Origin of the sequence: Zhongshania aliphaticivorans, assembly GCF_902705855.1 — a bacterium.
In the GTDB taxonomy this organism is placed as follows: Bacteria; Pseudomonadota; Gammaproteobacteria; order Pseudomonadales; family Spongiibacteraceae; genus Spongiibacter; species Spongiibacter aliphaticivorans_B.
In genome coordinates this window covers 20,311-47,088 of sequence record NZ_CACSIJ010000013.1, presented here as the reverse complement: position 1 = coordinate 47,088, position 26,778 = coordinate 20,311, and the positions used below count along the sequence as shown (strand labels likewise).

Below are 26,778 nucleotides of genomic sequence, written 5' to 3'. Positions count from 1 at the left end.
AAATTACACGGCGATCTAAGCTTAGCCTTTTGCGTCTTCGATTTGATAGTAATCCATCAAAATCTTAGCCACTTCAGGGCGTGAGAATTCTGGTGGTGGCGCAATACCCGCACCCAGCATTTCACGTACTTTGGTACCTGACAGTAATACGAAGTCTTCTTTTTCATGGTCTGGCGCATCGCGCATCATCACAACTTTATCAAGTTTCTTCGAGTAAGCAGTGTGGTCTGCACGGTAGATTTCGATGTCCATTGCGCCCGCTGGCACTTTTTCGTCGAAGATAGTTTGCGCATCAAATCCGCCGTAGTAATCACCCACACCGGCGTGATCACGACCAACGATCAGGTGAGTACAACCACAATTTTGACGGAACAAGGCGTGTAATACTGCTTCGCGTGGGCCAGCGTATAGCATGTCGAAGCCGTAGCCGGTAATCATCACGGTGTTTTTAGGGAAGTAAACATCAACCATTTTACGGATAGACGCGTCACGTACGTGAGCTGGAATATCACCTGGCTTCAATTGGCCCAACAACATGTGGATCAGAATACCATCCGTACCTAGGTCGTCCATTGCCATGCGGCAAAGTTCTTCGTGGGCACGGTGCATTGGGTTACGGGTTTGGAAAGCAACGACTTTGTTCCAACCGCGCTCAGCGATTTCATTGCGAATCTCAACCGCGGTACGGAAAGTCTCTGGGAAATCAGCTTGGAAGTAAGAGAAGTTCAGAACCTGAATAGGGCCAGACAACAAGGTGTTGCCCTGTCCTTTAAAGGTTTGTACACCGGGATGCTTCTCATCCAATGTGCCAAAGATATTCTCGGCCATGAAATCGATTTGCTCAGCGCTAACAGTCTCTACCGCTTCAACATCCATAATCGCAAGAACAGGATTGCCTTCAACATTGGGATCACGCAGAGCGATACGCTGACCAGCAGTAATACCTTGAGCATCTTTGCTCAGGTTCACAATAGGTACGGGCCAGAACAAACCGTCAGTTGTGCAAAGGTCTTTAGCAACCGCCATAGAATCAGCAAGATTCATATAACCTTTTAAGGGGGTGAAATAACCTGCACCCAGCATAACCGCGTTAGCTGCGGCAGCAGAACTAACTAATAGTGATGGCAGAGTTTCTGCTTCTGCAGTCAGGGCTTTGTGCTGATCAGCATCAGATACGAATAATGGGATAAGCGCGTCGGCGCCATGTGGTTTGATCATTATGGGTAACTCCGTTAGTTAAAATGTCGGACGTCGGGTGTCTGACGTCGGACGAAAACATAAATTCAGGGCGGGCGTCAGACGTCAGACCGCCGACGTCCGTCACGGTTTAAATAATTCCGCGCTCGGTCATCAGAGCCAGCAAGATTTCTACTTCTTCTTCCAAACTTTGCTCATGGCTATTCAATACCAATTCAGCCTTCAGCGGCGCTTCGTATGGATCAGAAATACCGGTAAAGTTTTTGATCTCGCCAGCGCGTGCTTTTTTGTACAAGCCTTTAGGGTCGCGCTGCTCGGCAACATCTAATGGCACATCTACGTGAACTTCGATGAAGTCCATGTCGCCGGCATCGTGCAAATCGCGAACGATGTCGCGGTCTGCGCGGTAAGGGCTAACGAAGCTCGACAATACGATAACGCCAGTGTCGACGAACAGTTTAGAGATTTCGCCAATACGACGGATGTTTTCCGTACGATCTTCGGCACTGAAACCTAGGTTTTTGTTGATGCCCAAGCGGATGTTATCGCCATCTAGACGGTAGCAAAGGTGACCTTTTTCCATCAAGGCCTTTTCCAAAGCAACAGCGACGGTGCTTTTACCACTACCAGACAAACCAGTGAACCACAGGGTTGCGCCCTTTTGCTTCAGTAGCGTGTTGCGGTCTTCGCGGCTTACTTCGCCGTCATGCCAATACACATTCGTTGCTTTAACGTCGGTCATTCATCTATCTCCACTGGATATTAAAAATCAAAACCTAGGCAGCTGAGGTGTTTTAAAACCTTCTGAACACCACTGCGATAACAGGTCGCCATACTAAAAGCATTCTTATCACAAGTAAAACGGGATATTATTATAGTCAGTATCGGTTTTATCGATACTAAAACTGACTTGAGCTACACTAAACACCGCACTATAAAAACGAAGTGAACCTCACTATGAACTTCAGCATTCGCCAACTCGAAATATTCCTGTCTGTTGCCAAATACCAGAGTGTATCCAAGGCGGCAGACCAGCTATGTCTGTCCCAGTCTGCAGCTAGCGCCTCATTACAAAATTTAGAAAAGGCCTACGGTGTCAGCCTATTTGATCGCCAAGGTAACAAAATCAAACTTAATGCCATCGGCCACACTCTGCGCAAAGAGGCGGAAACCTTATTCGCCCATTGCCAACAATTCGACGACGCCTTAAAGCGTCATGCTGATATTGGCCATTTGCGGGTCGGCGCCAGCTTTACCATCGGCAATCACCTTGTGGTGCGCTACCTCGCGGACTATTTAGAGAACTACCCCGACGCTGATGTGCAATTTGAAACCGCCAACACCCCCGACATTGTCGCCAAAGTGCTCAATTACGAGGTAGACGTGGGCATGATTGAACGGGAGGTTCAGCACCGCGAACTAGAGCTGATCCCGTGGAAAGAAGACGAGCTCGTGGTGTTTTGCAGCGCCTCACACCCTTTGGCAAAGAAAGGCGTGCTAAAGGATAAGGATATTAAAGAAGCCCGCTGGATTTTACGCGAACCAGATTCTGGCGCCCGTCACACCTTCGACCGCGCCCTTGCCGGCCTACTCCCAGAAATTGAAATTTACCGTGAATTCAAACACAACGAAGCGATTAAAAGCGCAGTAGAATCGGGATTGGGGATTGGCTGTCTGTCTAAGGTTGTACTACAAAACGACTTTCGCAACGGCGATTTAGTACCGCTCACCCTAGCAAATCGAGATATGACGCGAACGTTTTACTTCGCCCTACCCAAACAACGACACAAGAAAGCTGCCGTTGAATTTTGGGTAGAGCTTTGCCGGAAAATGACTTAAGCAATAGGTGGATACTTCTCCGCCATCATCACCCGAATATCTTTCTTCAAGACTTTGCCCGTTGGGTTACGCGGCAATGCTGCAACGTACTCCACCTTGCGGGGGATTTTATATCCCGCCAATTTACCGCGACAAAACTCGGTAAGTTCCTCTGCGCTAAGCTCTGGTTGACCACCCGACACCACGACGGCAAGCGGCACTTCTCCCCACTTTTGATCCGGCACGCCGATGACGGCGACATCCTGAATCTGCTCATGAGACATTAAGTGATTTTCAATTTCTGCGGGATAGATATTCTCGCCTCCGGAAATGATCATGTCTTTCACGCGGTCTTGAATATAGATATAACCCTCTTCATCCATGCGTCCGGCATCGCCGGTATGCAACCAACCATCAACCACGGTTTTTGCCGTTGCTTCTGGGTTCTTCCAATAGCCCTGCATCACTTGTGGGCCTTTGGCGACAATTTCACCGATCTCACCCAAGGGCAATTCCTGCCCGTCATTGCCAACAATTTTAATGTCAGTACCAAAGACAGCACGCCCGCAGGAGCGCAATAACTCAGGGCGGCCAGCAAGGGCTTTTTTATGGTCATCTGCAGTGAGGAACGTCAGCGCCATAGTCGATTCGGTCTGACCATAACCCTGCACAAAGTCGCAGCCAAAGGCGTCCATACATTGCTGTAATAAAGACTCAGAAATAGGCGAGGCGCCGTAATTGATCGTGTGTAACTCAGAGAAGTCGTAGTCCTTTATATTTGGCACCATCGCCAATGAGAACTGCAACATCACAGGAATAACCGCCACAGTGCTGATGTGCTCTTTGGCGAGGGTTTCAATCATACCGACTGGATCATAATCACTATGAATAATCATCGAGCCGCCATAGATTACACCTAACAGTGAACCGACTAAGCCCACCGCATGGAAGGTCGGTGCGATGACCAAGCCACGCTCACCAACTCGTCCGCCCTTGCCCGTCGTCATTGGGGCTTGGTAGGTATTGGCCAGCACATTGTAATGGCTAACAAGCACGCCCTTAGGCAAACCTGTGGTGCCACTGGTATACATTTGAAACAGTATGTCGTCGCCGTTTATTTCGACTTCATTCAAAGTCGCTGGACTTTGTAACCAGCTCGGCAGATGCGGAGCACTGCTATCACTATCAATACATACACAGGTTTTAGCGCGCAAATACTCACCGCGCAGACCATCAAACTCTTGATCAAAAAACAGCATTTGTACATCGGCGTTGCTGGCAATAAATTCAACTTCGGCCGGTGCTAAGCGATAATTCAAGCCCACCACTACCGCACCGATACGAGCACAAGCGAGGAAGACACACAAATTATCAACCGAGTTCTTGGCTAAAATCGCCACCCGATCACCCTTAGAAATTCCGCTAGACTGAATATGTGCGGCAATTACATTGATGTAGTCCCATGCCTCGGCATAATTCAGAGTCTTTTTACTGTCACTCGCCATCATCATGTCGCCACGAATACGCGCATGAAATTTGGTGTGGTCATTCAAATTATTAAATAGTTTCATCACATCCCTCTGCTGTTATATTTATTTTTCAACGCAAAATAACTTAAAGATACCGCATATCGCTAAACCGGCGACGATGGGTGTCTGAGCCACCAAAATACATATCAATCATCATTAGGCGCTTCAAATAATGACCTATGGGCATCTCATTCGTCACCCCCATACCGCCGTGCATTTGCACCGCTTCTTCTGCCACCTTACGACCGTACTTGCCCACCATCGCTTTCAGTACTGCAACATCTTGGCTGCGCTCCGCGCTATTGTCCAAGATCGCACACTGGGCTCTAACTAATAAAGAACGACATTGCTCTGTCGCCATGAACATATCAACCATACGATGTTGTAAGGCCTGAAAGCTACCAATAGCCACACCAAATTGCTTACGTGTATTGGCGTATTCTGCGGTCGCTTTATAAAGATAGGTCATTGCGCCGACAGCCTCTGCGCACAGCGCAACCAATGCTTCATCGACGACCTCAGCGATTAATGGATATGCCTCACCCTCTGCAGTGAGCATGTCATCCTGACTAATCAAAAGATCGGTGAATTGAATATTGCAGGCAAGCTGACCATCCATTAAGCGAACAGACTCTTTTTTCAAAGCCGGGTTAGCCGCATCTACCACAAATAAACTAATGCCTGACTCACTAGCCACATCACCACTCGTACGAGCAGCAATAATAAAGTGGCTTGCCTTGGCGTTAAGCACTAATTTCTTTTCGCCATTGAGACAGTAGCTATCGCCCTGTTTAATAGCCGTAGCACTGAGGTGGCTGAGTGAAAAACGACTCTGCGGCTCTAGCCATGCAAAGCTATATTGCGCCTCGCCAGAAATCACCTGAGGCATTGAACGGCTTTTAAGCTCGTCGTTTGTACAACGTGCCATCAGCTGGCCGGCTAACACAATTGACGACCAATACGGCTCAACCACCAATACTTTGCCAAACTCTTCCATTACCGCTGACACATCAGCGACGTTACCGCCAAAACCACCAAGCGCTTCCGAAAAAGGAATGGTTAACCAGCCCAGCTCAGAAAACGTAGCCCAATGCTCAGCACTAAAACCCGCTTCGTTTTTAATCACTGCTTCCCGCTGCTCTGGTGCATAATTATCAGCGAGAAATTTTGCCACGCTGTCTTTCAGCATGACCTGTTCTTCAGTTAATGAAAAATCCATTATTTATCCCCTAGCGCGCTTACAGACCGAGCGCAAATTTAGCAATGATGTTGCGCTGCACTTCGTTGCTGCCACCGAAAATGGTACAAGCGCGACCAAACATGTATTCGCGTCTGGCTCTATTGCCGTCACTCTCCCAAAGCGCGTTGTCGGCATCTGGCAGCACCCCGCCAAAGCCTGCGGCTACATCCCACTGTAAAGACTGAACGGCTTGCTGTAATTCAGTACCTTTAAGCTTCAACAAGGACGATTCCATACCCGGCGCCCCACCGCTATCTAAATCGCTTAATACTCTGAGCTCTAAAAACTCTAGCGCCATCACCTCCATCTCTACGTCGGCTAGGCGGGCTCGAAAATCACTATCATCAATTAAACGACTTCCACTCGCTGACACCTGACTAGCCAGTCCGCGAATATTGGTCAATATCCGTTTACAGTAACCAACGCCGGATAAAGCAGTACGCTCGTAGGTCAGCAATGCTTTCGCGTAGGTCCAACCCTGATTTTCCTCACCAATACGATTCGCTACCGGCACCCGAACATTCTCAAAATTCACTTCATTGAGGTGGTGTTCATCGTCCACTGAAATAATAGGCGACACGGTAATACCGGGGGTTTTCATGTCTATTAGCAAAAATGAAATACCCTGCTGCGGCTTGCCGGTGTTGTCAGTGCGGACAAGGCAAAATATCCAATCGGCGTACTGCGCAAACGTCGTCCAGATTTTTGTACCATCAATAATATAATCGTCGCCATCGCGCACCGCACGGGTTTGCAAAGCGGCCAGATCTGAGCCTGCGCCCGGTTCGGAATATCCCTGGCACCACCAGATATCAGATGATTTTGTTTTAGGAAGAAAGCGCGCTTTTTGCTCGTCTGAGCCGAAGCTGTATAAAACAGGCGCCACCATTTTTATACCCATAGGCACCACATCAGGCGCACCTGCTGCAGCTAACTCGGTGGTATAAATATACTTTTGTGTAGCGCTCCAGCCGGTACCACCGTGTTCGACCGGCCAACCGTTCGCCGCCCAACCTTTGCCATCAAGTAGCTTTTGCCACTCCACACTAGCTTTACTAAAGGTGTTTGGATGATGGATGCGGGCGGCAAGGTCCGCTGTGAAATTGTCGCGCATAAAGCCGCGCACTTCTTCCTGAAAAGCAAGTTCCTCAGGGCTAAATTTAGCGTGCATACAAATTCTCTTTTGACGTGGTACCTAAAAACGGAATTGGCAGCGAGTTATTTACAGCTCACTGCCAATAAAGATCACCGCTATTAACGAGGCTGCATACGAATTGCACCATCCAGACGGATACATTCGCCGTTCAAATATTCGTTTTCTGCCATCATGACAGACAGGTGCGCTATCTCTTCAGGGCGACCAAGACGCTGAGGGTTTACTACGCTGGCCTCTAAAGATTTGTAAGCCACTTCAGATAGGGTTTCAAACAACGGCGTATGAATTAGCCCCGGCACAATCGTGTTTACCCGAATACCATAAGACGCTAAATCCCGCGCCATCGGCAAGGTCATACCCACAACACCGCCTTTCGATGCACTATAAGCAACCTGTCCTACCTGACCTTCGTAAGCCGCAACCGACGCAGTATTAATAATCACACCACGCGCATTCGCACCGTCGTATGGCGCGTTCTTTGCCATTTGCTCGGCAACCAAGCGCGCTACGTTAAACGTGCCTACCAAGTTCACGTTAATCACGGTTTTATACGCATCCAATGGGAAAGCACCTTGCTTACCCAAGGTTTTAATCGCATTGCCGATACCCGCATAGTTGTTACAGATATGAATGGCGCCAAATTTCGCCATTACCTCTGCTATTGCAGTAGCAACCGACGCTTCATCGGCAACATTGACGTTATGAAAGCTCACATTGTCTGCACCCAGCTCTGCCACAATGGCATTGCCGCGTTCTGCATTCATATCAAAAATCGCGACCTTGCCGCCCTTGGCAAGATAAGCGCGCACAGTTGCTTCACCTAAGCCCGACGCACCGCCGGTAACTACAGCAATTTTTCCATTAATATCCATGACTGCTTTCCCGTTTAATTATTCGAAGAATGAAACGAATTTGTCTGAGTACAAATCGCGTCCAATAATTAATTTCATGATTTCTGAACTACCGGCAAAAATCCGTGTAATACGCGCATCGGTATACATGCGGCTAATTGGATATTCATCCATAAAGCCGGCACCGCCGTGAAGTTGAACGCCCTCATCAACCATTTTGCACAGCAACTCACTGGTGTAGAGCTTGGCTTTTGCTGCGTCTTCAGAGGTGAGTAAACCTGCATTGTGAGCGGCAACACATTGGTCCACGTAAGCCTGCGCAACGTCAATTTCGGTACGTAAATCTGCCATTTTAAATTCAGTATTCTGCATTTTAGACAGTGGCTTACCGAAGACTTTACGCTCCATGGTAAATTCCCGTGTGACTTCAAAGGCACGATGGGCGCCAGATAAAAAGCCGCAAGCACCAATCAGACGCTCTTCAGCCAAACCTTCCATCAAATAGATAAAGCCCTTGGTGGCATCGCCCAATACGTTTTCTTTTGGAATACGCACATCTTTGAAAAACAGTTCTGAAGTATCTTGCGCCTTCATCCCCATTTTTTTAAGGTTACGGCCGCGCTCAAAACCTTCCATACCGCGCTCAACTAAAAACAAACCCACAGCATAGGGATTATTTTCAGGATCCGTTTTCGCCGCCACAATCACCACGTCAGAATTAATACCGTTGGTAATATACGTTTTGGTGCCATTTAGCAGCCAATGATCGCCCATGTCTTTCGCATTGGCACGCATACCCGCCAAGTCTGAACCGGCGTCTGGTTCCGTCATTGCAATGGCAAGAATCGTTTCGCCCGTTGCACATTTCGGTAAGAAACGCGCTTTCTGCTCGTCATTACCAAAGCGATCGATATACGGGCCCACCAAGCGGCTGTGCAGGGTATTTGCCCAATCACCACCGTGGATACGACTAGTTTCTTCGATGATAATTTGTTCAAAGCGAAAATCTTTATCGCCCATGCCACCGTATTGTTCTTCCGGCCAAATCATCAAAAAACCTTGCGCACCGGCCTTGGTAAACGCTTCGCGATCAACAATACCCTGCTCGCGCCAGCGCTCTATATTTGGTGCAATTTCTTGCTCCAAAAACTTGCGGTAGGCCGAGCGGAACATATTTTGTTCTTCGGTAAAATTACGTGGCAACATAGGAATTGTGCTCCGGATTTTAAGAAATAAATCTCGATGCAAAACATCGAGATCTTAATAAGTATTTTTTATATCAGCGGCGAGAAACTCCCACCGCTGTTTTTTATGATAAAGCTGCGTTAAACAAACAAGTCCCCATCAGCGGCCTTTTTCAATAGCAACGCGGGTGGTGTAAAGCGCTCGCCATATAGCGTGCTTAGCTCAGCGGCACGATCAGCAAATTTCTGCACGCCGTAGGTATTAATATATTGGAATACACCACCAGTATAAGGAGGAAAACCAATACCCATGATTGAACCAATGTTGCCGTCTGCAACCGATTTCAATACGCCTTCTTCTAAGCAGCGAACCGACTCTACAACCTGTCTAAATAAAATACGCTCTTTAATATCATGGTTAGAAACAGCAACATCCGCCTTCACAAAACGCTCGCGAATGGTTGGCCAAATGGTTTTGCTGCCGTCAGCGGCGTAATCGTAATAACCACCTTCGTAGGCTTTACCGTTGCGCTGGTATTCATCTACAAACACCTTAGACATACGGCCAGTCGCGGTATCAACATTCATATTGTCACCAAGGCGCTCGTTTAGCTCGCGATTAGTGGCGACGATCTTAGTGGTTAATTGCTGACTCACTTCATCGTGCACGGCCAATGGGCCAACCGGCATGCCGACTAATTTAGCGAGGTTTTCGATCAACACTGGCTCAACGCCTTCTTCGATCAGTACCGCGCCTTCATCAACAAAGGTGCCAAATACCCGCGAGGTAAAGAAGCCGCGAGAGTCGTTAACAACAATCGGGGTTTTCTTAATTTGCTGTGCATAATCAAAGGCCTTCGCCAAGGTTTCTGCAGAGGTTTTATCGCCAACAATAATCTCAACCAAAGGCATTTTGTCTACTGGCGAGAAAAAGTGAATACCAATAAAGTTTTCAGGCTTAGCGGATGCTTCTGCTAACAACGTAATCGGTAGCGTAGATGTATTAGAACCCCACACACCACCCTCGGCCAATAAGGGCTCAAGTTCCTTGGTCATACTATGTTTCAGATCAACGCTTTCAAACACTGCCTCAATGATTAAGTCACAACCTTGTAGGTCACTGGCATCAACCGTCGCGGTAATACGGCCAAGAATATCGGCCTTTTTCTCTTCACTCATGCGGCCACGACTAATCGCTTTACTCAAAATCATGTCGCTATAGGCTTTGCCTTTGTCGGCAGCGTCTTGGCTGATGTCCTTGAGCACTACGTCCATACCTGCACGCGCAGACACATAGGCAATACCCTGCCCCATCATGCCCGCGCCCAAGATACCCACCTTTTTAACTTTGCTTTTCGCGATGTCTTTAGGACGACTACCACCACCATTGACCTGATTCATTTGCAAAAAGAAGGTCATCATATTTTTGGCTTGTGGCGTGGTAACCAAACTTGTCAACGCACGGCTTTCAATACGTAGCGCAGTGTCAAAATCTACCCGCAAGGTATTTGCAATTACATCTAAAATTTTCTCAGGCGCAGGCATCAAACCTTTGGTTTTCTGCGCTAGCATGGGCACCGCGCCCTGAATCATCTGAGCAATATTCGGCTTGCGTAAGTCACCGCCGGGAATTTTAAAGCCCTTCACATCCCAAGGGTTGGCAGCTTCTGGATTCGCCAAAATCCACGCTTGCGCCTTGGCCATCATGTCGTCTGTGTCTGCACCAAGTTCTTCAACCAAACCGAAGGCTGCGGCTTTCTCAGCAGTAAAACGCGTACCTTCCAGCAATGGCATAATGGCTTTTTCAACGCCCATCTTGCTAACCAAACGCACGATACCGCCACCGCCAGGCAGCAAGCCCAAACTCACTTCGGGTAAGCCAATGGCCACTGCGGGCGAATTTAATGCCACGCGATAATGACAGGCCAAGCAAATTTCATAACCACCGCCCAACGCCGCGCCATTAATGGCAGCAACTACTGGTTTGCCGAGCTTTTCTAAGCGGCGCAATAAACTCTTGATGGATTCGGTTTGTGCAAACAAGGCTGGCTCATCTACGCCCGGCACGGCTTTAAGCATGTTTTTAATGTCGCCACCGGCAAAGAAGGAGCTTTTTGCTGACGTTAAAATAACACCGGCAATATCATTGCGATCTGCTTCCAAGCGCTCGATTGTTGCGCCCATTAACTCAATATATTCGTCGTTCATCGCATTGACTGGACCACTCATGTCCATAGTCACTGTAACGATGTTATTGCTGTCTTTTTGATAATTAAATGTTCCGCTCATTGCGCTACCTATTCATTCATTTTGTCGTCAATGCCGATTCTGGCTCACCAGATCAGCCGCCAATTTGATTACAAATTTCTGGCTCTACAGCCGCTCGATAATCGTGGCAATACCCATGCCGCCGCCGACACATAACGTGATCAAACCAAAGCGCAAATTGCGACGCTCAAGCTCATCTAGGCAGGTGCCAACTAACATGGCGCCGGTTGCGCCAAGGGGGTGGCCCATGGCGATTGAACCGCCATTGACGTTGATTTTCTCACTCGGTACGCCGGTTTCTTTTTGGAAACGCATTACCACTGAGGCAAACGCTTCGTTGACTTCAAACAGGTCGATGTCGTCGATGGACATACCGGCTTTTTCCAAGACCTTCCAAGTTGCTGGTGCCGGCCCAGTCAACATAATGGTTGGCTCAGTGCTGGTCACTGCGCCGGCAACAATACGGCCGCGAGCTTTTAAGCCTAGTTCTGCGCCGATTTTTTCGCTGCCGATCAATACCGCAGAAGCACCATCAACAATACCTGATGAATTACCTGGCGTATGAATATGGTCAATTTTGACAACTTGCGGGTATTTACTCAGAGCGATGTCGTCGTAGCCCAAAGAACCATGGAACTCAAACGAAGGCTTTAACCGCGCCAAACCTTCTAGGGTACTGTCGGGCTTTATAAACTCATCGCGCTCAAGAATCGTTACACCGTTCTCATCTTTAACCGGCATAACCGATTTATCGAAATAACCAGCGTCTCTTGCGGCCGCTGCTTTTTTCTGAGAATTAAGTGCAAAGGCATCAACATCTTCACGACTAAATCCTGCTAAGTTCGCAATTAAATCTGCGCCCACACCCTGCGGTACAAACGAACTATCAAATGCAGTTTGTGGATCTTCGCCCCATGCACCACCATTGCTGCCCATCGGTACCCGAGACATACACTCAACACCACCGGCAACTAGGAGATCTTCCCAGCCCGACGCGATTTTTTGCGCCGCGAGGTTAACCGCCTCTAATCCAGATGCACAATAACGATCCAACTGAAAACCGGCTACGCGTTCATCCCAGCCAGCCTTCAATACAGCAGTTTTCGCTATGCAAGACCCCTGTTCACCGATGGGTGTAACACAACCCATAATGACGTCATCGACTTTGCTAGTATCAAGATTATGTCTATCACGCAGACCGTTAAGTAAGCCGGCAAGCAGGTCGACTGGCTTCACTTCATGTAGTGAACCGTCCTTTTTACCTTTACCACGGGGTGTACGAACTGCGTCGTAGATGAAAGCTGTATTAGCCATAGTGTATTGTCCCTGACTGACATGATTATTACGTGCACAAGAGAGTCGCCCCCGAGCGCCTTTTTCGCAATGACCGTCAATGACATACAATAGACATTATGTTACAAGTTAACATTGAAAACTCCCAAGCATGCGCCTGCGGCAAAAAACTGGTTTGCCGGGAAACATATAGGCCAAACTCACTCGGTGTTTTATGGAAAACAGAACCATCTCCATCGCCTTTATACGCAATATGGTATCGGGCTGCGGGCTACCAAAGCGCTACTGCGAAGAATTGCTTGAGCGCGCGGGTATAGACCCGAAAACCGTGACCAGTGAGCGCGCCCGAGTCACACCCACCCAGCTTTCGCAACTGAACAAATGGATAACCGACGCCACCGGCGATGAAGGTATGGGGCATTATCGACAGCCTCAAAAACACGGCACATTCCACGCTCTTGCTCACTATCAGCAAACCGCTGCAGACTTAGAACAAGCCATAGAGCGCAATGTGAGGTTTTATAACTTATTCGACTTTGGCTTTAGCTTGGCACTGATTCGCAGCGGCGACTATATAAGCTACCGGCTGCAAGCCGATCTTGGCCTAACCTTAACGGACTGGGTTTACGAACAGCACCTTATGATAAACCACCGCTTTTTATGCTGGTTAACTGGTAGCTCCATCCCCCTTCATCGCGTTAATTTCAACTACCACGCACCGTCACACAGCGGCGAATACCACTACCTATTTTTCAGTGACACCCGCTTTGCCCAAGACCACAGTGAAATTGTGTTTCATCGCCAATACCTAAGCCTGCCAATCATTCGCTCAACCGCCGAGCTAGAAGACTACCTTTCACGCGTGCCCAGCGAATTCCTGCACACCCCCAATCAAGGCAGCAGTTACACCGAACAAATTAGGCGGATTATTAGAAATTCACTGCCGGACATCCCGAGCTACGAAGGCATGGCGCAATCGCTAGGACTAACGCCACAAACCCTCCGTCGCCGACTTCGTCAAGAGGGCTGCGATTACAGATTGATCAAAAATGAGCTTATTCGAGATACCGCGATTGGCTATTTGTTACACGACAATAGAGAGATCAAGACCATCTCCTATCAGCTCGGCTTCTCTGAACCCAGCGCATTTATACGCTCTTTCAAAAAATGGACCGGCGTGACACCGCACCAGTATCGCGACAATCACAGCTTAGGGGCTGATTCATTCAAAGTTTAAATCGAGCATTAGTCAAAAACGCGATATGATCAAGAAAAGGGATGTTAGGCATAAATACAAGGAATAAGTCATCATTAATCGACCCCTTGCTAATACCGAAGCCGCCACCTCATTGCCCCCTATATTTTCAATCAATGCGGAAGCTCCAATTTGATAAGGGGATAAGGGGACCACGCGAGCCACGATAACGAACCGCTGCATGCTTAAAATAAGTCTCGATCAAATAGTAGAGAAAAAAGAATGGCAAAAAACATAGTCCTTGATGCGCTTATACCTCGGGAAGACTTTGAGGTTGACGATGATGCTAGCGGTACTACAAGAAATGTAGCCACTATTGGGGCCAGAGATCTTGAGTACGATTCATTCTTTTTTAGCGCATTAAGAAAGCCTGACTTTCAAAGAGAAACAAACGAGTGGGATGAAAAGCGGATTGTATCGCTTATAGAAAGTTTTATATCCGGCGACTTAATTCCGGCAGTAATTCTTTGGCGTAGTGCAGCTAGCTATACATTTGTTATCGACGGAGCTCACAGGCTCAGCGCTTTAGCGGCATGGATCAATAATGATTTTGGTGATGGTGATATCTCTAAAGGTTTTTATGATGGTGTAATACCGGAAGAACAGATTGAAACTGCTGAAAACACTAGAAAATCAGTGAGAAAGCAAATCGGATTATATTCTGACTATAAGTTGGCTTTGCGCAGCCCCGAAAAAGTCGAATCTCATATAGTTGATAAAGCTAAGTCATTAGGCGCACTGCCGATACAGGTTCAATGGGTTGAAGGTGATGCCAAAAAGGCAGAAAGCTCATTTTTTAAGATAAATCAGCAAGCTGCTTCAATAGATAAAACTGAGCTAAAGCTACTTAAATCAAGGCGCAAGCCTTCTGGAATTGCGACTAGAGCAATTTTGAGGAGCGGGAAGGGACATAAATACTGGTCCTCATATGGAAAAGAAGTACAAAGTAAAATCCAGGATTTAGCTGAAGAAATAAACGAAATAATTTTTCAGCCGTCATTAAAAAATCCCGTAAAGACACTAGATCTACCGATGGGTGGAAAAAACTTTTCGGCACAAGGTCAATCGTTAATTTTGGAGTTAGTCAATAAAACGAACGGCATTGATAAAAATTCGGATGACAGTGATGACACGGATGGTCAAAATACAATTAAATATTTAAATAAATGCTTAAAAGTCGTTAGGCGCTTAAACAGCGTTCACCCATCTTCCCTGGGTCTTCATCCAGCTGTATATTTCTACTCAAAAGATGGCAGGCATAAACCGGCTTCATTTTGGGCGGCTATAGATTTTATTCAGGAGCTAGATAAACAGAACAAATATTCTTGGTTTACAGATGTGAGATCAAAATTCGAAGATTTTTTACTTTCATATGACTATATAATTCAACAGCTTGTTAGAAAGTATAGGAGCGCCACTGCTGCGTACCCATACATAACAAAGCTCTATTTCATCGTTGTTGCGCTATTAAGAAGCGACTGCTCCGTTGATGATCTTCCAAAGAAAATTAAAGAGGATAAAGATTTTTCATTTATAACATTAAATAATGTTGACGGAGATGAAGTCACAAGTAAGGATTTCTCTAGAGAAAGGAAATCAGAAGTATTTATAAGGGAAGCTATTGATAGCGCCGTTAAATGTGCAATCTGCGGGGGTCTTCTCCATAAGAACTCGATAACAGTTGACCATGCACATAGGAAAGAAGATGGCGGGCTAGGTTCTGTAGATAATGGTCAGTTGGCACATCCTTATTGTAATTCCACATATAAAAATTAGTTGTAGCACTTGCATCATCAACATGTAGCAAGTTGCAGTAAGGGGCTATGCTCTGCCCAATTGTAATTCGCTGCGTACACGACTACACAACTAGGCCCTGCCTTGCCGCATCTCTGTGTAGAACGTTGAGGCTGTAGAAAAACTAAAGCTTAATTCTGGCGAATTTATTTTGTCGTATTTTGAGCTAAAAATAGGCGCGTTTTTTGAAATATGGCCAACTTGATATGCGAATAACCTCCAGATTTCGAGTAGGAGTAGGAGTAGGAGTACAAATGTAATTTAATTTTTGGAGTGGCTGGATTTTTCTACAGCCTGGTTAGCTTCTCTAAGTTATAAATAGATGCGATACCAGGAACACACCCTAAACCTAGAGCCTAAACATCGACGCGCTTTAAATAACTGGCATAGCGCGGATTATCTATCGCCATCTTTGCGATGGTAATGCGCTCTAAAGTGGCAAGTAAATCATCTTCTCGCGATGCTATATCACCGCTGCGAATGTGATCTAGCAGGCGCTGATTTACATCTGTCCATTCAGGGCCAGAGCTTTCAGAATCAGTACCTAGATACTCATTTAATGCCGAGTGTTCTAAGTGTCTAAAATCCCCACCCTGCTCAGACTCGCGCGCGATGATCCCTAATACATTAGTCGCAATTTTTAATTTGTATTTAATGGCTTCGTCATCAACTGCCGGCGCCACCTCAGTTGTCAAAAATTCCTGTAAGGCATCGCACAACTGGCTAACATTTGGCTGACTAATCGGCATGGTTACTGCCCCCTAAGTAAATCAAGTATATCTAGCTCGCATTCGGAAACACGGCGGCCTATAGCCACCCGCTCCAGCGAGCGCTCACGGCCACTCATATGCATATCGCATTGGTATAGGCAGATGACGCCCCATTTAAGCACACCGAACAATTCCCAAAATTTGACTGCTGCAGCATCAACATGTCGGCCACTGGCGCGCTCATAGGCTGTGTATAAACTGGCCCGGTCACCGAAGCCGCCCACTGGTTTATCAATGCGGCCAAAGCGCCAAGAATTCACACAGAGCCAGCCCAAATCTTCCATGGGGTCGCCGATATGAGACAGCTCCCAATCCAGTACAGCGCGAATGCCTTCTTCGCCCACCATTAAATTGCCATTACGAAAATCGCCATGGACCAAGGTTTCCTCGGCGCAGGACGGAATATGCTCAGCAAGCCAGCGAAACGCATATTCAAACACCGGTAGTTCTTGCTGGTAGCCGTCATAGGCATGCCGATAAAATGCAATTTGCTCTGCCGCCACAGCGCGGTGTAAACCAGACAAGGCGCTAAGAGGTACAGCGTGAATTGCCGATAAAATATCACTGCACTGCTCAGCCATTTTCTCTCGAGCTGTGGCATAACGCGGATCTTTTAGTATTTTCTGCGGCAGGGTTTCACCCTCGATATACCGCATGATAAAGCCTTCACCAAGACCATCGCCTGCACTCAATGCTAAAATTATTGCTGGCGCCGGCACACCCGCAGCAACCGCAGCACCTAGCACACTCGCTTCAGCCGATTTGCTAAGCGCCCCACCAAACTGACTGGCGTCATGACCACGGCGAAATATAAGCGCCTGCTCGCCTGCCGCGGTAATCGCAATAAATGACCACGTCTGTGCTGCGGCTCCGCCGGTTAATCGACGCAGCCCCTTTACACTCACCGACTCTGCCCACTGTCTTGCAAGCACTTTTTCTAAAGGTGCTTTTAATTCCTCAGCAGTGCTTGCTTCAGCGACCATTAGCGACGCATTGCTCACAAACTGTCACTCCATTCCGCATCGCGCTCACCAAAATCCCAGCCCTGGCCATTGTCGCGATAGCGTTTTAATACCTGCTTTGCAACGGATTGGATATGCACCTCGTCTGGACCATCATAAATTCGCGCCTCGCGGGCATGCCGGTACATACGGCTAAGTGGCGTGTCGTCGGTAAGGCCGGCGGCTCCATAAACTTGAATCGCTCGGTCTACGACATTGTGAAGCATGCGTGCGCCGACCACCTTAATCGTACCAATCTCGACTCGCGCTGCATCGCCACTATCTATGCAGCGGGCGGCATGCAGGGTGAGCTGCCGGCAGGCCTGAATTTCGGCAAGACTATCAAACACATGCTGTTGCATGAGTTGTTTATCTGCGAGGCTAGAACCAAACGCACTGCGGGTGTGTAGACGCTCACACATTAAATCGAAGGCTCGCTGGGCCTGACCTAACCAGCGCATACAATGGAAGATTCGGCCCGGCCCTAAACGCCGCTGGGCAATCACAAAACCCTCACCACGACCGCCTAAGAGGTGATGCTCAGGCACGCGAATGTCATGGTATTTCACTTCAAAGTGGCCGCTATTAAGACCCAATAACGGTGTATCCCTCACGATCTCGTATCCGACACTGTCGGTGGGAACCAGAATCATACTGAAGGCTTTATGGTCTGGCGCGTCTGGCTCGGTGCGGCACATAATCGTGGTATAGGCGGCGATATCCGCGCCGGTGGTAAACCACTTATGGCCATTAACTCGCCAATACCCACTTTCTAATACCGCGCTTGTTTGTAGCTGGGTAGGATCAGAGCTAGCCAAGGCGGGTTCTGTCATCGCGAAACTAGGACAGATTTCACCCGCAACTAGGGGGCGTAAATACTGCTCTTGTTGCTGGGGCGAGGCGTACTGTTTGAGCATTAAGGAATCTTGCAAGGAATAGGTGCCGAACACCCGCTGCGCATACTCAGAACGACCGATCACCTCGTTGATATACACGTAGTCAAGAAACGGCATGCCCTGCCCGCCAATCTCCTTCGGGTGTCCTAAGGCCCACAGCCCCTCGGCTTTTGCCTGCTGCATCAGCTCAGCGAGTTTTAGTTCAGAGGAGGCCTTATCTGCACCCTGCAAAATTGATTCTGCAGGATAGATGCGCTGCTCCAAAAATTCCTTTGTTCGTTGGCGAATTTCAAACCACGATACAGACGCACTCACAGCACACTCCTATTTTTTATGATTATGACTGCTGACAATACAAACAAGACGCCTTTTTATTGTCAAGTAAATTGACTTTATATATGATAACTACAAATGTCGTCACGGCAAACCAACAATAACAACGATAGCCACCATAAAAGTAGCGAGATAAGTATGAACGTATCACTAAAGCCATTACACAATATTCATCACGCCGCCTACCGCTGCCGTGACGCGGAACAAACCCGCTGGTTTTACGAAGACATACTGGGCTTAAAGCTGGCCGCCGCTTTTGAAGAAGACATCGACTTTGGTGAAGGCCTTGGCCGCAATCGCAATTTTTTGCACATCTTCTTTGAGATGGGCGATGGCAACTACCTCGCCTTCTTTGACGAGCCCGGTATATCTAAAGAAGAAGACTTTGGCCGCAAAGACAGCTTCGACATGCATTTGGCATTAGAAGCAGAAAGCATGGACGACTTACTTGCATGGCACAAACGTATTAATGACGCCGGCAAAACCTGTCTTGGCCCAGTCGACCACGGTTTTGTGCATTCGGTCTATATGTACGACCCCAACGGCATACAAGTCGAAATCACCTGCCGCGCGACAGATCCTTCAATACTGCAAAAACATACCGACGATGCCCGCACATCATTAGCCGCGTGGACCCAGAAGACCCGACCATTAAAGGAGAAAACCTTCGGTGCCGCTAAAATAGACAAGCGCGCGAGGTAACTACAGGCAGGCAGTAGAACATTCACGAGCTGCAATTTTTAGACGGGGGGAACCACCACTATCGGCCCCCAGCCTTTGCTGAGCGCTTGCTTCAATTGTTTTAACTGCGCTTTACCAATGCGGTTGCCAAGCTCATCTTCTATACCGATAACGGCTTTCTCGGCATCTTGGCGGATTTTATCGGCGGTGGCGCTAAATTGAACAATCTTTGCGCGACGGTCTGCGGGGTCTGGCACTAACTCCAGCAAGCCATCGTCACGCATTCCCTGTAATAATTGATGAATAGCCTGACGACTTACGCCTAAATTACGCGCCAGAAATGCGGGGCGATTAATGCCCACCGTCACGCTGATCATGATCATCGACTTGGTTCGATTCATTCGCTCCCAGCCAGCGGCTTCAAGACTGGCTTGCAGGCTCTCGTCCATCCAGAAAAGGGCGTACGCAAGTGTGCCAATCAAAAAGTCCTGATGCTCTGCTATTTTTTTCATTCCATTATCCAGCTAAATACCGCATTCAAAAGCATCCCTACTCACATCCCGTAAGAACGATGGATTCCATCTATGTTTATTGTAAGCACGCTATTGTATTCGGTATCTACCCAAAACACCTAGCGTAGCCATATCAATATTAGTAAAGATAATTGACATATTATCGGTAAATTGCTCTACTGCCATTCATACTTTTCTTGTGAATAAGCAGCGAGTATCGTCATGACCAATAAGAAAAAAGCCTACGAGCGCGTACCCTATTTAATTTTTTATCAGGACAAAAGTCCGTTTAAAGAAACCTACGGCGGCCCCATGGACTTTGGCGCGCTAAAGTCGCACCTGCTGCGCCCCGCCGAACCCAAAACTAACAATGTTATTGTGTTTATGCACCCCGTGGGTGGCGGCGAATACCTGCCAATGATTACCGAGCTGGCTAAAGCGGGCTATCCGGTGATTTATTGCCAAAGCCGATACCCCGGCAATGNCACCGCGCTGATTATGGAAAAAGTGGTCATCGATCTTGGCAACTGCATTCGGCACGCCAAGGAAAAATTTGGCTTTGATAAGGTCATTTTAGCGGGCTGGAGTGGCGGCGGTTCGCTGTCTATGTTCTATCAAAGTCAGGCAGAAAACCCGACCATCACTGAAACCCCAGCAGGCGACGCGGTAGACCTAACTGTTCAAGGCCTTATTCCCGCCGACGGCATTATGATGCTGGCAGCTCACATTAGCCGCACCCATACGTTAACGGAGTGGATAGACGCCTCTGTTCTTGATGAGCAAGACCCCAGTCAGCGTGACCCTGAACTGGATCTTTACAACCCGCAAAATGCCAATCAACCGCCCTATTCTGCCGCGTTTTTAGAACGGTATCGCGCAGCGCAAATTGCCCGCAATCGCAAAATCACCGCGTGGGTTAAAGACAAACTGGCAAGTTTAAAAGACAGTGGCCGAGCAAACGATGAATTCGCCTTTGTGGTTCACGGCACCATGGCCGACCCGCGCTGGCTAGACCCCACCATCGATGCAAATGATCGTCAGCCACGCTGGTGCTATTTGGGTGATCCTGAGGTGGTGAATAACGGTCCGGTAGGTCTCGCTCGCTTCTGCACCCTGCGCAGCTGGCTGTCGCAGTGGAGTTACGACGACTCCAATGCCGACGGCCTACGCTGTGCGCAGACCATTACGGTACCGGCACTGGTTATTGGCAATAGCGCTGACGACGCCTGCACGCCAAGCCATACCACGCGAATATTCGATGCTATTGCCCATAACAATAAAGAAATGCATGAGATTAAAGGCGCTACCCATTACTATTTCGGGCAAGAGGCTCAGTTAAATGAAGCCATCCAGCTGTGTGGTAACTGGTTACAACGCAAAAATTTGCTCTAAAGCAGGCTAACCTGCGTTCGCCACTCTCTGGCGCCTATTCTTACAAACTGGAATATCGATATTCTGTACAGATAAGCGCCGCACTTTACCGTTCAACAAGGGCCATTCAATTTCACTGCCTTTTTGCAAGCCAAGCAATGCACAACCTACCGGCGACAACACAGATACTTTCAATAAGGTCACGTTTGCCTGCCACGGCATCACCAAGGTCACTTTAGTTAGCGTGAGCGAATCTAAATCCATAAACGTAACGACTGAATCTATGCACACAAAGTCATTATTGTAATCACAGTCTTCAACAATATCTGCACGATCAACTTCCGACTGCAGGTCATTTGCTGCATCAGAGCGATTGCGACGGATAAACTCGGTTAAAGCTTGGTAATCAGACTGCTTTATAAAAATAGGGATATGCGACAAATCTTGCACGATTTTCTCCATAGCAAAACTCAGCGATATTTTAAAAAATATCAGCCATTAATATTAAATTGATTAGGTTGGAAGTGGTGCTGGCGACTGAGTAAAACTCAATCGCCCTAAGAGAGGAAGACGGCAAAAATCCCGGCGCAGACTGCGCCGAAATTAAAACCTTTAATTGTAAGAACTGATGGCATATTCATTTGCTTGAGACTACCAGCTTTTAAAAACTTAGCAAGAGATCTAGTAGTCGAATATATGTTCCAAGTTTAAATTTTCACTCTGCGCATCAAGTATTAATTGCGCCAAATCAGACACCGCTACCAAGACAACAATGCGCTGAAGAAGTTCATCTGATACCAGAGTTGATCGAAATAATTCTTGCGCCCCCAAATTCGAAATATCTGCGTCTTTATCTGCCAACAAAGACACCGCAATTTGATGATTACCTGAGATATCGGTGATCTTCCATTCGGTATTTAAAAACTTAGGCATAATCTCAGTAAAACCACCCCAGCGTGGCACCGACATAATATAGTCGTCACCGCCGGTTGCGACGATTTCTGAACCCTCAGGCTCTTTGGGCAAGCGAATACTATTGCTTTGCACGCGCTGCGCCGTAAGGTAAATCCGTTTATCGGTTTCACCGTAAGTAGACTGAGCGGCGTATTTAATTAATTTGGCATAAAGCGATTTCACGCCAAACTCAGCGCTGAAAAACAGCTTTCGCTCCCATTTACGAAAGGCGTGTTCGCCCCAGAGCGGCGTATCTGACCAAATTCGGTCTCGCCAGCCGGCAAAATCAAACTCATACCAAGGCTCATCAAATATCAGCTCACTATAAGCCCGATGTGCCTGCTGAATAATCACATCCTCGGGCGTGTCCTCACCATCGGCAAGCCAGCGGCTCAGACGCCCAAGACTAGCCTCATAAGCACCTTTCACTACATATTCCAGACTGGTGCTAATACCAATAACCCGCAGCATGGTGCGATACTCTGAATTTGCGGGGTAATTCTCCGCACTCATCGCCACCACTCGGTCGTACAAAGCCCAGTATTCATCAATACTCGCCAAGAACGGGAAGCTACTGGGGTCACCACCATTTGCTAAATAGTCGGCGTATTCCTTGGGCTGGAACACTAAATACCACTCAGGAATCGTCAGCAAAGTTTGCTCAACTGGGCGATAATATTCTCCGATATCTTCGCGGGTGCCGGCCATTAAATCGGTATTGAACGGGTAGTATTTCGACCACAGCATATTCACAAAGCGATTATTAGGATCTAGCCGCCATTTCAATCCAAAATAGTCCTTAGCACGCGGGTAGGCCGCTTTGAATTGCTCTGTGCTGGCCTGAAGTTGGTAGGGCAAATAATAGGCGCCACCGACGGCGATCGCCGCGTCGATCATCTCGCCGCTCCACACACTCACCGCCTGCTTGGCCTCGGCATCAGTGCCTTGACGGTAATACACCACAAAGGCAAACACCTCCGAGCGCGCCCAAGACAACAAGGTATTGGCATCTGCCTTGGCGTGGCGAATACTCACATTGAGGATATTAGCTTCATTACGCTGGAATATTTCGCGCATTTTAGGCACAAATTCGTCAAAACGCTCAACCGGTACAAAATACTCACGCAAGCCGTAAGTGTATTCCGAGCGATCTTCAGGCTCTAATTCGGCCACGTCGTAACTCGCTTCGTAATTGCGCCACACCACCTTTTCGGGGTAATACAACAGTGGATCAATTAGATGCTGCCTAGACCACTTGCCAAGGTCAGACCCTGCAACAAACTTCTCCAGCGCCACCTCTATGCGGTAATCCTGATCTGCCGGAATAAGACGCTCGGTTTTGGTCACCGCCTTGTCGCTGGCGTACCAGCTCACATCGCGCAAATGAGTAAAATCGGGAGGATAAATATCCGCGTTGTGAAAAACTACATCGCCGTTGTCACGAATGGCATCATGAAAATAACCTGCGTACTCCTCTACCGGCATCGTCCTTGTTTTACGCTCGACCGGCAAATTGTCTTCTAGCTGTAAGGTCGCCTCTACAATTACACCCAAGCCGCCGTAACCACCAATAACACCATAAAATAGTTCGGCGTTTTCCTGCGGCGACGCAGCTATCAGCGAGCCATCCGCCAAAACTAATTTAAGCCCTAACACCGAACCCACTAGCGGCCCTTCGCCAATGTAGCGGCCATGCACATTGACGCTAAGCGAGCCGCCAACAGTGAAATTGGCATAGGTTTGCATAATTTTAATCGACAAATTATGGGGATCAATTTCCGCCTGCAATTGCCGCCAACTGATACCCGGCTGAACCGTAACCTGCTTGGTATCGGTGTCTAATGCCAATACCTTATTAAAGCTGCGCATATCGATATGTAGGCTGTCTGGGTAAGCCGTTTGACCACCCTGACTATAGCGACCGCCGCCGATAGACACCCGCCCTTCACTCTCGGTAATAGCCTTCTGAATGTCCTCAACGGCCTGTGGAGCAACAACTATTCCCACCCGCACAGCATTTAGATGAGTAACGTCGTTAACGACCAACGGTATTTGTGGCGGCACAAAATCACTATCGCCAGCTCGTAGCACCACAACGGTAGTTGCAATTCCCGCTACCACAGCAACGAAAATAAGCAGCACGCTTAAACGGCGAATCAAGGTCCAGCATACTCCAAGACTACGACGCCATATCGATCTAAAAAATTCGGACAAGCTCAAACTCCCTTTTTAATGTATAACAGCAGAATTCCTGTTAACGCAGTGAGCGCAAAAATGAATAATGTTTCACGACGACAATTTATAAAATCACTTTCGCTAGTATTTTCAGCCCTGGTAGCGCAGCGCGCACTGGGCAACGGTACGGACAACACCAGCGCGCCCTTTCCAACGGTGCCCCTATTAGTTGACGACAATTTTGGCGGCAACTTTTCCTATATTTACCGCAATAATGAGTTGCGCGAGCAATTCTTCAATTTTTTGATCAACGTCTTCCACCTCTACCCCGAACACGAACTGCACGCGCTTATCCAAAGTTTTGCAGAATCCTACAGTGCAGACGAAAACGTCTATAAACAACTTCAACAGAATATTGGCAATATTAAGCCGTTTCTGTCGGAATTAACATTTGCGCTACCAGCCCTAAACAAACAAAAGCGCGATATGCGCAGCCAAAGCTGCGAATTACTCGATACAGCACGCCGCTATGAAGGCTATTTAGAAATTGGCTCAACCGGCCGCTACCTCGACGCGCTTGAAGAGCCTTTAGAGATCGTCGGCGAGCGTTATTTTCTCGCCGAGCACGCACCAAACTACTCTTTGCCGGACATTCTCGATCGCGGCCAAATCATGCAAGCCGGCCACTACATCCCCTTAGCTGACTACGCCCCTACGCTTGGCAAGACCATTCCGGCCAACTCCATCGATTTGGCAACAGTGTTTATCGGCTTTCACCATTGCCCCTTGCCGCTACGGGAGCAGTTTATTAGCGATATTCGCGACAGCATGAAGCTCGGCGGTTACTTAATTGTGCGCGACCACGACGCCCACAACGACGACATGCAAGCCCTCGTCGGCCTTGCCCACGACGTCTTTAATATGGGTACCAACGAAAGCTGGGAGTACAACGCCAAGGAATTGCGCAATTTCTATAGCTTGGCATTTTTAGATGAATGGCTGAGTAACTCCGGTTTTCAGGGCAGCGGCGAAAAGCTCTACCAAGCTGGCGACCCGACTCACAATGCCTTAATGCTATATCGAAAAATTTAGCCATCGCGAACATAGCTCAAACAAGCGGGCCGCGTAGATTCAGCTAAACTTCAAGGCAGAACGAGGAGCGTGCATCATGATTGATATTCGCGACAACGAGCACCGCGCAGAGATTATTCTGCGCCCTAACTGCTCCGCTAGCTGGGTTCAAAATCGCCGCCTAATACTGACTGTCATGGCAGTGAATACCGTATTTAGTGCGGGGTTTATCGCCATTGGCGCGTGGTTGGTACTGCCGTTTATGGGTTTAGAATGGCTAATGATGTGGCTCATCATCAGTCGCACATGCAAAAAACTGCAAATACAGCAAATTGTCAGCCTAGATCCGCAAACCCTCAGCATCGACGAAGGGCACCAGCAGTGCGAGCGCAGCTGGCACTGGCCCAGACAAAACAGCTGTGTGCTGGTCACCGTTCAGCCCCACCCTTGGGACCCGCTGCAAATCAGCCTAAGCCACTGTGGCGACCATGTACTCATCGGCGGCTTTTTAAGTAAAGACGACAGCCAAGCACTGCTCACCGCGCTGCGCCGGCATTTACCTATTAAGCATTACTGCGAAGACTCAGTGATCAGCATCTAAGTATTCTAGGGCTCGATCAGTAAGGACAACTCACCCAAATCACCAAAGGACACATAATAGCGGCCTTTTACCAAGGGCTGCATTTGACCAAGCGCACCGGTTAGTAGCCACTGATCTGGATAAATCACCCAGCCTTGCTGAATTCGATCATTAATTAAATTCAACAACATCTGCCACTGTCCGCCGATTAACGAACCACTCTGCGCCGAAAATACCGGCTCGTCGTCGATATGCAGGCCAACGGTAATGGCCTCTATATCCACACTATTTGCAGCTACCGGCATACCCACCACAAAGCTGCGCGCAGCGACGTTAGCGCGAACAATTTCAAACACCGTCGGCGCGCCCTGCGCTTTAAACCCTAAATCCGGCAATTCTGCCGCTGGCGCGACCACAGCAACCAACTTTTTCAAGCTTTCTACATCGGCAACCGGATGCCTTAATACCCGCCTCAGCCTAAAAGCCAGCTCAACCTCAAACATCCCTTTTTTAAAATCAGAGAGCTTAATGGCTTGGCTAGAATCTAAATTCGCCCCCGGCAACAATACCCCCATAATCGGACGGTCGCTGCGGAATTGCTGCTGAGATGCCAGAGAGGTCAAACCCGCCTTATAACCTTCCGGCAAACGCCCTCCGAGCTTTTTATCCAGACTCAATTTCTGCGATTGATAAGCGCCACGCCACTGCAATGTTTTAAGCGATTCGACGCTTTCCTCGTCGCCACTTTGGGCAAAACTCGCAACAGAGCAACTCAATAACGCCGCCGCCAATACCACCCTATTCAAATTAAAAACCACACTAAACCACTGCATTTTCACTAACACTCAA

General features: G+C 48.1%; 22 protein-coding genes. 6 read left to right on the top strand and 16 right to left on the bottom strand.

All coding sequences use genetic code 11. From position 1 onward, the window contains the following. Window positions 1–21 precede the first annotated feature (21 nt). Window positions 22–1,218: a sulfate adenylyltransferase gene (gene sat, locus GVJ32_RS09865; protein ID WP_159239896.1), complete on the bottom strand. Its 1,197-nt coding sequence runs from the start codon at window positions 1,216–1,218 to the stop codon at window positions 22–24. Window positions 1,219–1,327: 109 nt separating this feature from the next. Next, window positions 1,328–1,939 (bottom strand): adenylyl-sulfate kinase, encoded by a 612-nt coding sequence (gene cysC / locus GVJ32_RS09860; protein WP_159239895.1) that lies wholly within the window; start codon window positions 1,937–1,939, stop codon window positions 1,328–1,330. Window positions 1,940–2,154: 215 nt separating this feature from the next. Here cysC and GVJ32_RS09855 point away from each other — a divergent pair, with 215 nt between their 5' ends. Further along, entirely contained in the window at window positions 2,155–3,036 is an 882-nt protein-coding gene (locus tag GVJ32_RS09855; RefSeq protein ID WP_159239894.1) for a LysR family transcriptional regulator, read from the top strand. On the opposite strand, the gene GVJ32_RS09850 is transcribed toward GVJ32_RS09855, so the two are convergent. The 7 genes from GVJ32_RS09850 to GVJ32_RS09820 form a co-directional block, all read right to left on the bottom strand. Next, window positions 3,033–4,586: a long-chain-fatty-acid--CoA ligase gene (locus GVJ32_RS09850; RefSeq protein ID WP_159239893.1), complete on the bottom strand. Its 1,554-nt coding sequence runs from the start codon at window positions 4,584–4,586 to the stop codon at window positions 3,033–3,035. The genes GVJ32_RS09855 and GVJ32_RS09850 overlap by 4 nt on opposite strands. Window positions 4,587–4,629: 43 nt before the next feature. Then, window positions 4,630–5,763: an acyl-CoA dehydrogenase family protein gene (locus GVJ32_RS09845; protein ID WP_159239892.1), complete on the bottom strand. Its 1,134-nt coding sequence runs from the start codon at window positions 5,761–5,763 to the stop codon at window positions 4,630–4,632. Between the two features lie 19 nt (window positions 5,764–5,782). Next, the gene (locus GVJ32_RS09840) at window positions 5,783–6,955 is read right to left on the bottom strand and encodes an acyl-CoA dehydrogenase family protein (RefSeq protein ID WP_159239891.1); all 1,173 of its coding nucleotides are present in this window, start codon (window positions 6,953–6,955) and stop codon (window positions 5,783–5,785) included. Between the two features lie 83 nt (window positions 6,956–7,038). After that, entirely contained in the window at window positions 7,039–7,812 is a 774-nt protein-coding gene (locus GVJ32_RS09835; RefSeq protein WP_159239890.1) for an SDR family NAD(P)-dependent oxidoreductase, read from the bottom strand. Window positions 7,813–7,830: 18 nt separating this feature from the next. Beyond that, a complete protein-coding gene (locus GVJ32_RS09830; RefSeq protein WP_159239889.1) occupies window positions 7,831–8,997 on the bottom strand; it encodes an acyl-CoA dehydrogenase family protein in 1,167 nt (388 codons plus the stop codon). A 119-nt stretch (window positions 8,998–9,116) separates the two neighbouring features. After that, the gene (locus GVJ32_RS09825) at window positions 9,117–11,264 is read right to left on the bottom strand and encodes a 3-hydroxyacyl-CoA dehydrogenase NAD-binding domain-containing protein (protein ID WP_159239888.1); all 2,148 of its coding nucleotides are present in this window, start codon (window positions 11,262–11,264) and stop codon (window positions 9,117–9,119) included. Window positions 11,265–11,348: 84 nt separating this feature from the next. Next, window positions 11,349–12,557, bottom strand: a complete 1,209-nt coding sequence (locus GVJ32_RS09820; RefSeq protein ID WP_159239887.1) for an acetyl-CoA C-acetyltransferase — start codon at window positions 12,555–12,557, stop codon at window positions 11,349–11,351. 193 nt (window positions 12,558–12,750) lie between these two features. Here GVJ32_RS09820 and GVJ32_RS09815 point away from each other — a divergent pair, with 193 nt between their 5' ends. Then, the gene (locus GVJ32_RS09815; RefSeq protein WP_159239886.1) at window positions 12,751–13,773 is read left to right on the top strand and encodes an AraC family transcriptional regulator; all 1,023 of its coding nucleotides are present in this window, start codon (window positions 12,751–12,753) and stop codon (window positions 13,771–13,773) included. 240 nt (window positions 13,774–14,013) lie between these two features. Further along, window positions 14,014–15,567 (top strand): HNH endonuclease family protein, encoded by a 1,554-nt coding sequence (locus GVJ32_RS09810; protein ID WP_159239885.1) that lies wholly within the window; start codon window positions 14,014–14,016, stop codon window positions 15,565–15,567. A 374-nt stretch (window positions 15,568–15,941) separates the two neighbouring features. Here GVJ32_RS09810 and GVJ32_RS09805 read toward each other — a convergent pair whose 3' ends face one another. From GVJ32_RS09805 to GVJ32_RS09795, 3 genes are read right to left on the bottom strand one after another with little or no spacing between them, the layout of a single operon-like run. Then, a complete protein-coding gene (locus tag GVJ32_RS09805; RefSeq protein ID WP_159239884.1) occupies window positions 15,942–16,334 on the bottom strand; it encodes a DUF6285 domain-containing protein in 393 nt (130 codons plus the stop codon). Between the two features lie 2 nt (window positions 16,335–16,336). Further along, entirely contained in the window at window positions 16,337–17,356 is a 1,020-nt protein-coding gene (locus GVJ32_RS09800; RefSeq protein WP_200841397.1) for a phosphotransferase family protein, read from the bottom strand. Beyond that, window positions 17,353–18,567: an acyl-CoA dehydrogenase family protein gene (locus tag GVJ32_RS09795; protein ID WP_159239883.1), complete on the bottom strand. Its 1,215-nt coding sequence runs from the start codon at window positions 18,565–18,567 to the stop codon at window positions 17,353–17,355. Before GVJ32_RS09795 ends, GVJ32_RS09800 begins: the two co-directional genes overlap by 4 nt. 156 nt (window positions 18,568–18,723) lie before the next feature. Here GVJ32_RS09795 and GVJ32_RS09790 point away from each other — a divergent pair, with 156 nt between their 5' ends. After that, window positions 18,724–19,287 carry a VOC family protein gene (locus GVJ32_RS09790; protein WP_159239882.1) on the top strand — a complete coding sequence of 188 codons (564 nt, stop codon included), beginning with the start codon at window positions 18,724–18,726 and terminating at the stop codon, window positions 19,285–19,287. Window positions 19,288–19,325: 38 nt separating this feature from the next. On the opposite strand, the gene GVJ32_RS09785 is transcribed toward GVJ32_RS09790, so the two are convergent. The 3 genes from GVJ32_RS09785 to GVJ32_RS09770 form a co-directional block, all read right to left on the bottom strand. Further along, complete coding sequence (locus GVJ32_RS09785) at window positions 19,326–19,778, bottom strand: MarR family winged helix-turn-helix transcriptional regulator (RefSeq protein ID WP_159239881.1); 453 nt, start codon at window positions 19,776–19,778, stop codon at window positions 19,326–19,328. Between the two features lie 1,398 nt (window positions 19,779–21,176). Beyond that, window positions 21,177–21,599, bottom strand: coding sequence for a GreA/GreB family elongation factor (locus GVJ32_RS09775; RefSeq protein WP_159239879.1), 423 nt, complete (start codon window positions 21,597–21,599; stop codon window positions 21,177–21,179). A 231-nt stretch (window positions 21,600–21,830) separates the two neighbouring features. Beyond that, on the bottom strand, window positions 21,831–24,317 hold the full coding sequence (locus tag GVJ32_RS09770; protein ID WP_235035106.1) for an FAD-binding oxidoreductase: 2,487 nt from the start codon (window positions 24,315–24,317) through the stop codon (window positions 21,831–21,833). Window positions 24,318–24,377: 60 nt separating this feature from the next. Here GVJ32_RS09770 and GVJ32_RS09765 point away from each other — a divergent pair, with 60 nt between their 5' ends. Next, window positions 24,378–25,370, top strand: a complete 993-nt coding sequence (locus GVJ32_RS09765; protein WP_159239878.1) for a dehydrogenase — start codon at window positions 24,378–24,380, stop codon at window positions 25,368–25,370. Window positions 25,371–25,446: 76 nt separating this feature from the next. Continuing rightward, window positions 25,447–25,950: a DUF2244 domain-containing protein gene (locus tag GVJ32_RS09760; protein WP_159239877.1), complete on the top strand. Its 504-nt coding sequence runs from the start codon at window positions 25,447–25,449 to the stop codon at window positions 25,948–25,950. Window positions 25,951–25,955: 5 nt separating this feature from the next. On the opposite strand, the gene GVJ32_RS09755 is transcribed toward GVJ32_RS09760, so the two are convergent. Next, window positions 25,956–26,762 carry a 2-keto-4-pentenoate hydratase gene (locus GVJ32_RS09755; protein ID WP_159239876.1) on the bottom strand — a complete coding sequence of 269 codons (807 nt, stop codon included), beginning with the start codon at window positions 26,760–26,762 and terminating at the stop codon, window positions 25,956–25,958. Between the last annotated feature and the right edge of the window lie 16 nt (window positions 26,763–26,778).